Here is a 14568-nt window from a genome sequence, read left to right as displayed (position 1 = left end):
GCAAATATTGAAACTAAGGAGAGAGTTACAGTGGGCATCCCTCAGGAACGGATAGATGAATTGATTAAGGAAGGTTTTGCCTCAGGCGATGATGAGGTAAAGGAAATAAACTATGAAAACGGTAAGCAGGCTGGCATCATTAAAGTTTTACAAAAAATGCTCGTCGAATCCATTGAAAACATCTATGGTGAAATAGACAGTTTAGCTTCGAAGAAGATAAGATTTATACAAGATAGATATTATTTGAGAACCTTGATTAGTTATGCACACCAGAAGGAAGAATTGCATTTTTTATACAAATCCATAAACACTACTTTACGCGATGAAGACTTTTACAAACTGATAGGGTATCAAAAATCAATAAACAATGCCAAATCTTATTACGAAAATGGTGAGTATTCTGGATATCACACAGAAAAACTTTCGATGGTCTATGATATATTCGAGCAAAGATTCGGCAAGCTTGAATTAGAGATAGAGGCAATTATTAAAACAAGAACTTTTGATGACAAAATAGATGATCTATACAAAATAACGTTCGAGATAAATGACAAGCAAGATTTAATCAAATACCTCAATAGTACTATGAGTTTACATAATAGAATAGCAGCAGCTGGATTCGTTATAGCGCGCAAATCAATTTTACTGAAAAAACTTGTTAAAGATTCATTTTCTTTGACTGATAATTTGATTAAAGATAAAATTGATAAAATTAAATTTATTAAATCAATAGATTATTTAATTGATGTAGTAAATAAATCAAATAACGTAATAGATTTCACTGAAAATCTTGACCGAATTGTAGAACAGGATTTGAATCAGGAAAGGACATTCGAAAATATTGATGTAGTGCACCTCGAAGACCTATTGCAAGAATAAAATAAACATCAAATTAGGCCTAAAATTGTCTCAGTTTCTTTTTGAGATAACTGATAAAATTACTTTCAACCACACAGCCTCACCATGCCCAAAGAATCCCACGACCATAATTTCAAAAACGTCTTCCTGGACTTTCCCCGCGAGTCCCTGGAATTGTTCTACCCGCAGGCTCTGGAACAGTACGGCGAACTCCAGGAGATCACCTTTGTCCGCCAGGAGCCGCGCAAACATCGCTTGGCCGATTCCGCGCTGGCCCTGGACATGCCGATCCTGTTCCGCTTTGCCCGAGGTTCATTGCTTCTATGGCTTGTTGAATTCCAGGAGGACAAGGAAAAATTCTCCATCTACAAGCTGCTGCGCTACGCCACGGACCTGATGGAAGCCCATCCTGACGCAGTGGTCATTCCCACGGTTTTGTTCACTGACCGCAAGGCTTGGCGCAAGGACGTTCCAAGACAATTGGAAAGCAGCTTTGCCGGAACCACCTTTCTCCACTTCGAGTACGTCCACCTGAAACTGTTTGCCCTCCATGCCAAAGACTACTACAATGTGAACAACCCGGTGGCCAAAATCCTTATGCCCAAGATGCAATATCCACAATCTGAACGCCTTGAAGTTTTGCGCCACGCCTACCTGGGCCTCTACCAACTGGCATCACGGGTACATTTTGAAAAATATGTCGATTTCATCGACGTTTACGCCGATGTTCAGCCGGAAGAGCAAAAAGCCCTTTACGACGACATCATCGAACACAAGGAGACAGCCATGCTCGCACAATACATCAAAAATCTTGGTCGTGATGAAGGCCGTGTCGAAGGCGAATTTGTAGGCGAAGTTAAAGGCCGACAAGCCGTTATTCAACGCCAACTCACCAAACGTTTCGGCCAAAACACCCTCGATAGCCAATTCCAGGATCGACTCCACAAAGCCACGCCGGAACAACTCGACCTCTGGGCCGAGAAACTTCTGGACGCCAAGAGCATCGACGAGGTGTTCAGGGACAACTGAACCGTTCGGACATTTGGAAATTTAGGGAAGGGGAGGCCATCTTGGCTTCCCTTTCTTTTTACAGAATAACTGAGAACGCTCATCGTCTTCATTTGTGAGATGGGCTTCAATCCAAGGGGAGGCCCTCGAATATTGTTGCCAACAAATACTGCTTTTTCTCGTAAATACGTTCCTCAGATTTGCCTTTTACGGCATCCAGGCATCTCTTGGCACAGATTGGCATGTCAAATGGTGTGGGTGGCCGTAAAATCGATCCTCCAGCCCTCTGCCTGTATGTGACTGATTGTGGCCACTTTCGATCACCAATCTGCCTCACTTCTCTTCTCTTTTTCGAAAACACCTCCTGTACTTTGTTATAAGTTTCAAAGGGACCTCTCTAGCATCCCAAGGAAACCATCACCAAGCCGCTCTGGAACCATCCAGGGCGGCTTTAACTTTTTCAGGAGGTAACTCTCATGCCCAAGGTACACTTGCGTCCGGCGTTTGTTGCTGTTCCGCCGTTGCCGGAAAATAAAGCCAAGATCGATTACTTTGACACTCAACTTCAGGGCTTTCTGCTGGAAGTGCGTAGTACAGGCACGTCCACATTCTATCTGAGGTACAGAGACAATTCCGGGAATCTGAAACAGATCAAGATTGGCACACCGCAAACCATCGGTGTTGAAGATGCTCGCAATATCGCAAAAACAATGAAAAGCTAGTCAGTGATCGGCTTTGATCCCCACCAGGCCCAGACAAAGCTGAAGGCGATCCCGACATTTCGTGACTTCGTGAAGAATAATTACATCCCATACATCAAAACCTACAAGCGGACCTGGGAGTACGATCAGACTGCCATTGAGCAACGCATGATGAAGCTGTGGGGCCAGAAGAAGCTCAGCGACATCAGCAAACATGACCTGGTGGACCTACAGAACAAGCTTTCCGCTGGAGGTCTGAAACCGGGTTCGGTAAATCGCAACATGGCCATAGTGAAATACATTTTCAGCCTGGCCGAACGCTGGGAGATTATCGACAAGTCACCGGCCCGGCACATCCCAAAGTTGGCGGACAACAATCAAAAGGAGCGGTTTCTTACCGTCGAGGAGATGCAGCGCCTGCTGACCGCGCTCAAGGAATGTAGCAGTGACGTTGTGCCGGACATTGTTGAGTTACTCATGGTTACTGGGGCCAGAAAATCCGAAGTTGTCGAACTGGAATGGAAGGAGCTGAACCTGGAAAAAGCCACATGGACGCTTCCCGCATCACGCAACAAAGCCAAAAGACCCAAAACCATTCCCTTGTCAGACAGAGCGGTGGAAGTGCTGACACGGAGGCAAAACAACGGCTCCAAGTATGTTTTCCCGAACCCCAAAACGGGCAAGCCCTTGCTGTACTTCTTCTCCACCTGGAATCGGATCAGAAAGGCAGCTGGAATCCCAGACGTTCGCCTGCACGATCTCCGGCACAGCTACGCATCTTTTCTGGTGAACAGTGGCAGATCCCTCTACGAAGTGCAGAAGCTACTGGGGCATTCGCAGATATCAACTACGCAAAGATATGCACATCTGACACACGGCACCTTGTCTGAAGCAACGAAGATTATGGACACGCTGGTGGGTATATGATGGGTGAAAATTTGGGGTGAACTATACGAGATAATTCACTTTCGTTTGTTAATACCCACCCTGCGCTGGTGGGTATATAGTGGGTGGAGATCGTGCCACTGAAGAGGCAGAATAAATATTATTAAATTCCGATAGGTTATGATTTTGCAGTGAAAGTATGTGCCCATATTTGGTGGGTCGAGCAGTGGGTGATGAAGGTGGATATCTACGATACCAGCCGACATCACCCTTATTTGTTAACAAATTGATGGCGGGCCGGTTGTAAATGGGTCCGTTAACAAGGAGGTTGATGATATGAACGAGAAGCAGTTGTATAGGCTCACTGATATTGCCCAGAAATTGGGCGTCAATTACAAGACGCTCTACAACTATAAAGACGTTTTCAAGGAATTCTTGGTCGTTCAAGACCAAGGCAGACAGACACGATATTTGCCAATCAACATTGAAATATTTAACAAAATTCTTGAGTTGAAATCCGATGGCGTCGCCAATGAAGATGTCTATAGCCTCCTAGACAATTGGCGCAGGCAGCATCCGGAGCATTACACAAGAGATGTTCCTTCTTTCTCTCCTTCCGTCTTTCCTTCTGTCGGTCCTTCTTTCTCTCGTTCTTTCGGTTCTTCTTTCTTACCTTCCTTCGATCTTTCTATCTTTCCTTCTGTCCTTCTTGATGTACTTCCTTCTGGCTTTCCTTCTTTCTCTCCTTCTTTCCTTCTTTCAGGCACAGACACTCCGACCGTAGGAACGGAAAAGATAGATAATACGGCCAGACCTAGTCACCCTGCGGTAGCCGAGAAGACGAAAGACTTACATGAATTAGAGGGTCAAGCCTTGAAAAATCTTGAGAACAGACTGCGCGACGAGGTAGACCAATCCCTCTCACACCTCGAATCCCGACTCCTCTCCCAAATTTCCGGGATCATCCCGCAGATCAACTCCGCGCTGACGCAGTACTATAAGGTTGCCGTCGAGCTACAGGCCCGAACTGCGAAGCTGGAATCCGATCTCGGTATCGAGGCCCCGGCTGCGGGAACGGAGCTGGACCTCGAAAAGATCCAGGTGAAACTGGAGCATGTCGATTTTGACGACGCCGGTGAAGCTTTTGGTGCCGGCCCAAAACGCAAAAGGACCAGAACCTTCAAAGACCCAATGTACTATTCCGATAGCCCTGACCTGGACCTTGTGAAAAAATCAATCCACGAGGGCAAACCCGAGAAGGAAGCAGTAACGCACTGGATACAGACCATGCAGGCCAAACACCCCGAACTGACCTTTGCCGACTTGGTCAGGATTCTCGACAGTGCCGGGGTGCCGACATTGACTGCCAGGAAAGGCTGGAATCGGGGGACTTTGCGCAGCTTTATTCAGGACAGCGGCTGAACTTGAGGTTTGAAATGGATACTGGGGAGCCGACCTGGAAATGGAAAGCCGACTAATGGCCGCTGAGAAATATTGTTGCTGAGCGGTAGTACTCCGATCAGGCATTTGGTAAAAACAACAGATGGATAGGATAGGCTGTTCGGGTATCCGGCTGTTTTTTAATGTATAGGCACCCAACCCGTGGCACTGAGAGGCAATCGGCATTGCCTGATACCTCTGAAAAGTGCCGGATACCCGGACAGATGTCGATATCCCCCCGTGATTATTACTGATCTATGTTCGTTGGTTGTCCGGAAAGAAGCCTTGCAGTGTAAAAGCAACGGCAAGTATTCCAATCTTCCCCGCCGTCATCAAACCAAGGAGGATTCTTGAAAGTGACCGGGGAGATCTGGGAAGATTCCGGCCTCTCACCAAGCACAACCATGCTGCTTACGCTCCGATTTTAAATCCGATTGTTTTTAGGGGATAACCGAAAGTACTGCTTTCCGTGGTCACCAAAGTATCTTGCAACCGGCCAAGCGCTTCCAGGATTGGGTGCATTGTATGCACCCAATCGGTATCTCCTGAACCGGCCAAACGAATCCGGGAGGGGGTAGATTAAATCTACCCCCTACACAACCATCTTATTTTTATGTACTTCTTCGGAAATCTATTCGGCATGGCTTTTATAGGCGGATTTCTCTTCCGGCTATGAATGAGATGCTGGCATCTGATCTCTATTTTTGTGAGCATCTATGGCCTGCATCCGGGGAGGTAAATACCTGCCCCAAGAAGCCGATCTCTAAACAGACAAGACCGGATTTGCCGGTCGCAACAGAAAGTTCTTGTATATCTATGACATATGCAGGGGGTTTGTTTTAAACACCCCCCTACAGGACAGCAAAGGCGTGATGCTGGAGTCTAAAACCATCCAGGGCAGCTCCTTCTTTTACCTAATCATGCAGATGTCGGAAACGAATCGGGTTCGACTCTCGCTTGAGGGCCTGGCGAGACAAGGTCCTTCGGAGCAGGGGAAACGGTGACTGCTGTTTGGGAAATCTCAGGGTTCTGAAGAAAGATCCGGACTTTTTTTCTGTCTCAAGGATGCCGGGCGTATGTTGGGATTGAAGAAACCAAAAACCTCGTTTAACGCTCTTGTTGAAAAAAATATGAAGAAAATGGGGCAGATACCGATGGTGTACATACTATGTACCCCATCCAGGATGCTATGGGGCGTGACCAAGACACCCTGATGGTCCGCGAAGATGTATTTTACGACTTCCTTTGCAATCAGACAAGCCCATCGGATTCAAGGCAAAGCTGTGGATCAGCAGGGACATCATCCCGGCAATCAGGAAGCATGGCCTCTATACCCCGGAGGGAATGTCCGTCCATATCCTGAGCATTCGGATGTACACCTGACATCGTACCCTGCTCAAAAAATTAGTACGCCTGCCCGACAAAACGAATATGAACTTCTGCCACTGGATGCGATTATTTCGCGCTGCCCGAACCTGAACACAATCCATGATTATCCCTACAACGCAACTTATTCAATTTGGTCTATGCCTTGCTTCTTTCGCCTGTGTGATAGTCGAGCCCTATGGTTCCTTTTTTGGATCCAGGCAACCTGATCCAGCAAGGCTTGTAAATCAAGTCTCCTCAATTTCAGTAGGCCTTTGAACAAAAACCTAAGCAACGAGAGCGTAATGGATGGTGCTTTTTTTTTCCAAAATGAGTTTAAGATGCCAGAGAAAGAAATGCCCCAACATGCAAGTTATTATATGGTGGTGCCACCCTGGAAATTTTCTGACCTCATAGTGGTCCATTCCAAGGTCGGACTTGGCTTCTTCAAAACACTGTTCGATAGCCCAGCGTAATCCACTCAGCCATACAAATGTTGACAACCTTACGCTGATGGACGCATTGCTGATATAGTAGCTATAAATGGGATTGTTCCCGAGTGATCTTCGGATCACCAGCCAAACATTTTTTTTGGGCAAGCTTGAATTAGCGATTGTGACCTTGCACCTGGAAAATTCATATATGATTGGCCCTTTTGTCCCTTCAGAAACTGTACGCCTATACCAATGGTAGGGGTTGATGCTCTTTGCTAAATCGGAAAGTTTGATTGGTTTATTTTTCTCATCAGCAAGTTTTAATTTAGTTTTGATTTCACCTTTGTATTTGTATTGTTTTTTAATTGTTATCGGAACCTTTGGCCAGCACAGCGTGTCTTCTGGAACTGATACAAAATATGTGACTCCGGGCAAATCTGAAACGGTCTCAATAAATACAGGGCTATTTCCGTAAACGGAATCACCTAGAACATATTTAAACGGCAGGATCTGTTCAGCTGTCAACTTGTTCAACATATCAGCGGCAAGCTGAGGTTTGGTTTTGAAGGATATCTCATCTGGGAGATTACATTTTTTTCTGCGCTCAGCGTACTCTTCTGTGAACCACTTTTCCGGAATAAAAAGACGTTTATCTACCAGTGAATATCCGATATCAGAGGCATAAGCGGCAAAAACACCAACCTGGCAGCTGTCTACCTTGCCGATAGACCCGCAATATTGCCTCGCAACACCTACGGAATCCTCCCCTTTTTTGGGAAAGCTGGTTTCATCAAAAATTAAGGCTCCGTTAGGACTGCCAAGATCAGATTTTAACAAACTACGATACTTGAGCATTATTTTTTCGTCATCCCAGGGGGCATCACTTACAAAGCGCTGCATTGCTCGAACATTCCCGTCTTCGACGCTTAAGGCAATGGGTTCAATTGATTTACGCTCAAGTCCACTGAACTGGCCGCTCATATAGCGAAAAAAATTGGCTCTGGACTCGCTCCTGAGAAAGCAGTCATGAAAATGTTCGTGGAAGCCTTCGAGCTTATCCTTGAAACCTTCAATCTCTGCAAGGCTTAAATCAAATTTTGGAACTGGGTAACAATGTTCATTTCTTCGACAATCTGGTAGCATAGCCTGCCTCCTTTGCTGATGTAAGGTAAATGGCATAGTGGCAGACTTTGATTGAACAATCAAGCTTTTTTATCTAAATTGCGTTGTAGGGTTATAATTCCAGGCAAATTTATAGGGGGTGCATTCAATGCAGCCCCTCCAGGATGCGCTTGAGTGCTTAATAGGACACCATGATGATCCTGAGTCTTTGTTCTTTCAATGACCGATACTGGGCGGGTATTGGGAATTATGTTCCCAAAGAACGCAGTGTACGACTTGATCACAATAGTGCTATTATTTCATTTGGATATGGAAGGGGTTGTTTTAACCAACCCCTTGCCTGACAACCATGGGATCATTCGGACTCGAAAAATGATCCGGGATGGATAGATATCGATTGGATAAATACTATTTACCCAATCAAAGATACGCTTGGGCGTATGCGGGACACCCTGATATCCGGGAAGACAGATTCTACGACTTCCTGTCGTAGTCATCCAGAGTGCCGGAGAGCTACAGGTTATGATCCGCAGGGATCAGACATCTTCTTCCGGGCAGTAAGATTGCTTGGGCTGAATGCTTGGGCTGAAAATTCAGGACAAGATGCTAGCGAGGGCTGAAAAATTATGTGCAAATTCAAGAGGATCAATGTACGTTTTTAAAACGTACATTAAATGACGCCAACGGACGCCCCGTTAAATCAATTACCCACTCAAAGATGGTCGTGGTCTGCTCAGAGACACATTGATGATCCCAGATGACCTGTTCTTCGATATCTTGTTGTACAATCCGGAGCTTGGGGGAGCTTCAGGTTATGAATGACGAGTCAGACATTTTTCTTCATGGTCGCGGACATGATCAGAATGCTCGGGATAGAATTCACCGACGACGCATTGAAAAATTGCAGAAAAGCATCAATTCAAATCAGAAGGATCAATGTGTCACTTCAAGTTACACCTTGAATGATGCTAATGGGCGTGCCCAAACTTGGGTTCGATAAATTCTCAAGATATAAAGGGGGTACAAATTTTGTACACCCTTGAGGAGTAGGAGGTCTGCGATCAAGCATTCGGGACAACCTTGCTCCGTAAGAAACAGAGCAATGTGAGGAGTAGGTGCGGGTCAAGGACGTGTAGAAAAACTACGAAAAAATTCAGCTGGATCAAGGTATACGTTCAACGAACACCTTAAATGTTGCCAATGGGCGTGCTCAGACTTGGGTTTGTTTTTTCGCTTAAGAGACGCTGGCAATGCAGTCGGATTGAAGAACATCCACGCGTCGAAACCTTCTCGCAAATAGTACGAATAATTTTCGATTGTTACGATGGGGTAGAAATTTTCTACCCCATCGAGGAGGAGGGTAGCCTGCTCTTATGCTTTCGGGACAACCTTGCCCCGTAAGAAACAGAGCAATGTGAGAATAGAAACCACGTCCTGCCAACTTGGACGGGATGATCCAGTCCCCAAAACGTTTGCCTTCGTCATTCCCGAGTTTTTTACCAGCCGGAAAAGATCTGAACGATTATGAGATTGTCCCTAAGCGAGGAATTTTAAAGCACGGCGTATCGCCGTCCTTACTATATAACCTCTCGATATGTTATGGCTTATGCAACACTCGGTTCTTACGATAATCAATATTCGCAGTAGTTGGATCTTTGTATCGCCATCGATCAAGAGAATGGTCAGATCGCCAAACTGCTTATGCCAGAAATTCTGGACAATGTGTTCGGCGTCGCTCTGCTCCTTGGACGGTGTCGGCGGAGCCACGTGGTTGTGCTGGTTGATAATTGCAGGGGCATGGTTCTGGGTCCTCGATGGCAGGAAGAACATGGCGATTCAGCCATTCTTTCATAACTTTGGCTTCCGGCTTGGTTGATCCGTCAATAAGCGCGAACACATCTGCCCTGGAAATAATCAGGCAACCCTTCTTGAATCTGGAAATATCTAGAACCGGGTTTGATGCGGTTCTAGTCAGTAACCCATTTAAATACTTATGAGTTACCTTTCTGCGATCAGGACAAAGAGTCTTGATTGCATCGTGGGCTTCTGGGTACTCAAGCTTGTCGGTCAGCTCTTTGGCGATGAACCAAGGCTCATTATCAATCATCAGAACTGTCAGATCTCCAAACAGGTCGTTGGAAAAACTGTGGACTTTGTTTTCGGCTTGGATCTGGGCCTATAAAGTGTGATGTGTCGGAAACAGCTAAATGCCTCTCTCTTACAATCCATTGACAGCCTTTCATTTGTCTCATATCGGTCATACCATTACTTCGAAATTCATTAACAGGAGACAAGCAAATGGATGTGGAAAAGCTGTTGATAACGGTAATGGATAAGTACCCAGGCAAAGATCCAGATGAGATTCTCACCATCGTTGAAAGGCTGAGGTTGGGCATCAAGGCCATTGAAAAGAAAGCCATGAATCTTGGCGAGCGGGAGATTATTGACGTAGAGGTGAAGCAAACACCAGCCTTAACGGCGTCTGCTCCAACTGAAGAACTTGCCCCCAAAGAAGTAGACAGGATGGCTGATCTGAAAGCTCAGTACAAAGGCAACTGGGCCAAGGCTCCCAAAAAATGTATTGATGAAGAAAAGATTTACTGCGCTATTTGCGGAAAAGGTTACGATATCTTGACGAAGACGCATATCAACACCCATAGCAACATGAGCGTCGATGAGTACAAGCAGCTTTGCGGATACAAGCCTGGGGACAAACTTATGTCCAAAGACTATCTTGAGAGATCAAGGCACAAGATGAGAAAAGGCGGGGAAGTATACGAGAAGCGGCAGGAAGCTATGGCCGAAAAGAAAAAGCAGAAAGAAGATGCTTCTTCTGGAGCTGGTTCAGAAGCCTAGGCAGCCGATCTAACATCGGATCAAAATTCCAGGCTGCGAAAATAATCATGCCTGGAATCCCATAGAAAAAATACATGTTCAAAGTGTTGAAAAACAGCAGTCCTATGCGTTCTCTTATCATTTCCTCATATTGAAAAATCGTACCTTGATAACGTGAAAGCCAGTTGTTTTTGTTTTTCATTGAAATACCTCATTATGATAAAGCCTCGCTGGTCGAGGCTTTTTATTGTTGATGAGAATTCCGTACCCTGTCATTACCGAACAACGTCACCCACGATGGCTTGGTTCGCCATCACGTTCACATGTTTCACCGTAACCTCCTGTTTCCCATGCTGTCCTTTCAACCGCTGCAAGGACTTCAAGGTATCCGAAAACTGCTTCAGCAGCCCCTGTCCGGCCTTGTTGTACCTGTCCGCACTTTCCTGAGACGAGACACTATTGGCGCTTCTGAATTGCTGCATTGCCTGTAAGTGCAAAACGAGCAACTGGACGACAACGATCCCTTCCAGCGGCGACTCCGGAGCAACCTCCTCAACAAAAGCAAAATACTGGCTTTGTTTGTCGTCCGCAGTCTGATGAGAAGCCGCAGAGAAAACCGGCCATGCTGAATTCAAAATAAACATATCAACAAGATCAGACTTTGCTCCGGCCAAGCTTGACCTTGTATTTCCAGCGAGGTTTGCCAAAGGCGTCTGCTGCTGCGGCACAACACGCGGGATGTATTCCACAAGCTCACCGTCTTCGGGCTCTTCCACGCCTAAAGCCTTGGCCAGAGATTCCTCCGGTTCGAGTGGTGGGTCAGCATTAAAAGCAGCATTTCGTGGCTGTCGCGGTTCACTGAAAAACTCCAGCAATGAACCCAGCGAAAACGGTGAATCCTGGTGTGCGTCTATCGTATTCATTACGACTTCACCTGATCAGTAATATGTAGTTCGCCTGACTCGATTTTTTTTAAAAGCCGATGGCAGTCACGAATCAATGAATCCATAGCCTCCCAGTCCTTTTTAGCGCCTTGACTATAAAATCCATGCTTCTTCGCGTTAGTATTGCCAACTGGTGCCCCTGCTTTCCGAATACCACAAGTTTCGATTTCTGCTGTCTCTAACTGTGAACAAGTCATCATATCTCTCCTTGACTATAATTATTCTGACAAAACATTTTAATTTAAACCTATATTATATAATGCATTCAATTACTTTATTTGTTAACTAATTCAATTTTTTCACTGGGCATAAACATAAGTCATACTTTATATCAAAAACAACTTATCGATTGAAATAATTACCCCCCCCTCCTGTCAGCATCTACGGCGGTTTGAAGTTGGGAGTATTCTGCTTCATCAAAAGCTTATCCAGTGTTAACATGGTTACCTCTGATTATTTCTGCCAGTCTTTTCGAATGCGAATATCGACTAGGCCTGTGGTATCTGCCGAAGGGAATATTCTCAGCATGCCGGCAATCATAGACTGCTCAAGAATGTCTTTAGCCTTTTCGGCATCCTTTTCGGCAGCTTCCAGAATTATCTCATCATGAATTACATGCACCAGCTTGGCATCCACTCCATCCAAGCGGGAATATAGCTCAATAAGAGTTGCCAGAAGAACTTCGGCCTCGCCACCCTGGATGGGCGTATTCAATATCAGGCTGCTACGGTCTCCTCCGTACCATCCGAGGTTGCGTATGCGGCCTGACGGAGTTTTCACAAGAGTCGGACGAATGCTGAGCAAGGCCTGACGTTTGGTATCGGCCATCCACTTCGCAAGGCCAGCATAATGTTCTTGAAACGACATCTGGTGTTCCGCTGCTTCCTCGACTGATGTTTCGATTCCATAATCTTCGGTAAGACATTTCGCCAATCCCATCGCAGTTTGTTGAAAAACAAATCCAAAATTAGTCGCCTTTCCAATGCCTCGATAAGGCATAGCCTGTTCAGGCCCTTTACCTGATACTGCCATGGCAGTTTGTAAATGCAGGTCCTGCCCCTCAGCAAACACACGCTTCATCACTTCGTCTCCGCTGATTTCAGCTGCAATGCGCAACTGGACCTGATTTGCATCGCCAATTACAAACTTACGGCCTTGTGGAGCGTAGAACCTGCTACGAGTCACGGCGTCCTTGGGTACCGAGTGCAAGCCTGGTTTGGAACACGAGAAGCGACCAGTGACAGTGCCTGCAATATGGTATTGCGGGTGAAGCCGTTTTGTTTCCGGATCTCGGAACGAGACATACGAATCATAGCCTTTGGTGTTTTCACGGTAGAGTATACCGTTTTTCTGCATCTCGCTTACGGCAAATTGCGCATCCCTCATGAGTTCATATAAGTTTTCCCTGCCGCTGAGTGTCAGTTGGGAGTGCAGGTACCCATATAGTTTGTGAACTATCTGAACCTTCTCCAGCTCTGAAAATATAACCTCCTGCGAATTTGAAATCGACGGAATTCTTAATGGTTTCAAGCCTAATAAAGGGACCAGCTTGTCTAAGGTTATGGCTTTTGTAGGTATATTGTGGAGAGCGTTGTACATGAGCTGAATAGACTCTATATTCCGCGCAACATTCTGTTTCACATTAATTCGAGCAAGTACATCTACACCGTTAAAGCAAACTACCGTTTTTGATAAAATCGGTTTTAAGACCTTCATTGGCAGATAGTTCATATTAAAAAGAGCCAATTGATTATTATCAAAACACATGGCAGCATATTTATCTTTAAAGCCTACCTTGCTCGAGGGATTAGTAAAAATATTAAGAGCAACGAGTGCGCATTGAGATACTGATTCTAAGTATGCTTTTGCACTCTCCTCTGAACGGATAACTTGCACCTGACTTTTAGATGTAGAGGTTGATTCACAAGGCGAACCATGTAAAATTGATTGTACCCAGTCACGAATATTGCCACCCATTGAAAAGTAATCGCCTGGGTCTTTGCCAAAAGGCGGGATAATAATCCTGCTTTGATCATAAACCTTGGCGTGAAATTGAGCAGCTTGTTGCCCTGGCTCATCGTTATCAAGGCATAAAAGAACTAGGTCTGAATTCTTGAGAAGATCGTGAACATGTTTGTCAATGAGATTGTTTGTACTTCCAAGAGCTATCGGTCTGATCAAATCGCCAGCATGCTGATACATCATGATCGCATCCAAGGCACTTTCGACAATCATGAACTTGTTTAAAGAAGCATTATTGTTTGGCAATAGATATGGATGAGCATTGCCTCCTGAAAGATTGGAATATTTCTTGCCGTCTTCCTCAAAGAAGTGCCTGACCTGCACATGATAGAGCTGATTGTCACGAAAATAGGGGATGATGATGCCGGGTTCCAACACCTGACTGTTTTCAACAGATTCATAGTTGAAGAACCTGGTGTTATTCTTACAATTAATTCCGATCTTGAATAGCTTGGCTGTTTGCTCGTTGATGCCACGATGTTCAAATATAGCCTTGTTGAAACCATTAACTGCTTCGAGACCATTTTCGAGGTAGAACAGTGCCTTTTTCTGCCACTGAGGATCGATGGCTTTAAATATAGGAATAGGTGGGGCTTTCTTGGATATGGCCTGAATAGGTCTAGCCTCTTGGGACTTGCTTGGAGATTTTTGACCCCTGAGAATATCGAATAAATAGTTTCCGTGACCTTTAAAGCCGCATTGACGGCAGTAAAATAGCCCATTCACTTGTATCGCATCCGGTTTATTATCAGGAGTTGGGCTATAACAGAACCTGTCAGTCCCACCACAAAGTGGACATGGGCACACATATGAGTTGGAACTATTGATATGCCTGACATCGGAAATCTGATTCAGCATTTGAACGATGGCTTCGCTCTTATCGGCAACTTCGACTAACATGATTATATTTCCTCCGGTTAAGTTATGAAAATGAGTATTAGTAGCCTGGCCCTG

The 14568-nt window shown here is 45.3% G+C and carries 12 protein-coding genes; 7 read left to right on the top strand and 5 right to left on the bottom strand.

Features of this window, described 5'->3' with window-relative positions:
• The first annotated feature begins 30 nt into the window (after nt 1-30).
• The 6 genes from ACYQ15_RS12415 (at nt 31) to ACYQ15_RS12390 (ending at nt 6275) form a co-directional block, all read left to right on the top strand.
• Nucleotides 31-879 carry a hypothetical protein gene (locus tag ACYQ15_RS12415; protein ID WP_459937826.1) on the top strand — a complete coding sequence of 283 codons (849 nt, stop codon included), beginning with the start codon at nt 31-33 and terminating at the stop codon, nt 877-879.
• Nucleotides 880-963: 84 nt separating this feature from the next.
• Nucleotides 964-1887, top strand: a complete 924-nt coding sequence (locus ACYQ15_RS12410; RefSeq protein ID WP_459937825.1) for a DUF4351 domain-containing protein — start codon at nt 964-966, stop codon at nt 1885-1887.
• A gap of 455 nt (nt 1888-2342) precedes the next feature.
• Nucleotides 2343-2588, top strand: coding sequence for an Arm DNA-binding domain-containing protein (locus ACYQ15_RS12405; RefSeq protein WP_459937824.1), 246 nt, complete (start codon nt 2343-2345; stop codon nt 2586-2588).
• 3 nt (nt 2589-2591) lie between these two features.
• The gene (locus ACYQ15_RS12400; RefSeq protein WP_459937823.1) at nt 2592-3494 is read left to right on the top strand and encodes a tyrosine-type recombinase/integrase; all 903 of its coding nucleotides are present in this window, start codon (nt 2592-2594) and stop codon (nt 3492-3494) included.
• 294 nt (nt 3495-3788) lie between these two features.
• Nucleotides 3789-4874: a MerR family transcriptional regulator gene (locus ACYQ15_RS12395; RefSeq protein ID WP_459937822.1), complete on the top strand. Its 1086-nt coding sequence runs from the start codon at nt 3789-3791 to the stop codon at nt 4872-4874.
• Between the two features lie 1263 nt (nt 4875-6137).
• Nucleotides 6138-6275, top strand: coding sequence for a BRO-N domain-containing protein (locus ACYQ15_RS12390; RefSeq protein WP_459937821.1), 138 nt, complete (start codon nt 6138-6140; stop codon nt 6273-6275).
• Nucleotides 6276-6544: 269 nt separating this feature from the next.
• On the opposite strand, the gene ACYQ15_RS12385 is transcribed toward ACYQ15_RS12390, so the two are convergent.
• Complete coding sequence (locus ACYQ15_RS12385; RefSeq protein ID WP_459937820.1) at nt 6545-7834, bottom strand: IS701 family transposase; 1290 nt, start codon at nt 7832-7834, stop codon at nt 6545-6547.
• Nucleotides 7835-9512: 1678 nt separating this feature from the next.
• Nucleotides 9513-9920 carry a BRO-N domain-containing protein gene (locus ACYQ15_RS12380; protein ID WP_459937819.1) on the bottom strand — a complete coding sequence of 136 codons (408 nt, stop codon included), beginning with the start codon at nt 9918-9920 and terminating at the stop codon, nt 9513-9515.
• A 191-nt stretch (nt 9921-10111) separates the two neighbouring features.
• Between ACYQ15_RS12380 and ACYQ15_RS12375 the strand changes: the two genes are divergently transcribed.
• On the top strand, nt 10112-10669 hold the full coding sequence (locus ACYQ15_RS12375; RefSeq protein WP_459937818.1) for a MucR family transcriptional regulator: 558 nt from the start codon (nt 10112-10114) through the stop codon (nt 10667-10669).
• Nucleotides 10670-10923: 254 nt separating this feature from the next.
• On the opposite strand, the gene ACYQ15_RS12370 is transcribed toward ACYQ15_RS12375, so the two are convergent.
• The 3 genes from ACYQ15_RS12370 to ACYQ15_RS12360 form a co-directional block, all read right to left on the bottom strand.
• Entirely contained in the window at nt 10924-11571 is a 648-nt protein-coding gene (locus ACYQ15_RS12370; protein ID WP_459937817.1) for a hypothetical protein, read from the bottom strand.
• Nucleotides 11571-11792: a hypothetical protein gene (locus tag ACYQ15_RS12365; protein WP_459937816.1), complete on the bottom strand. Its 222-nt coding sequence runs from the start codon at nt 11790-11792 to the stop codon at nt 11571-11573. Before ACYQ15_RS12365 ends, ACYQ15_RS12370 begins: the two co-directional genes overlap by 1 nt.
• 253 nt (nt 11793-12045) lie before the next feature.
• Complete coding sequence (locus tag ACYQ15_RS12360) at nt 12046-14514, bottom strand: DNA polymerase (RefSeq protein WP_459937815.1); 2469 nt, start codon at nt 14512-14514, stop codon at nt 12046-12048.
• Between the last annotated feature and the right edge of the window lie 54 nt (nt 14515-14568).

The sequence above is a fragment of the Desulfonatronum parangueonense genome (assembly GCF_054656975.1).
The sequence above is the reverse complement of the archived record's forward strand: the minus strand, read 5'-3'. Positions and strand labels throughout refer to the sequence as shown.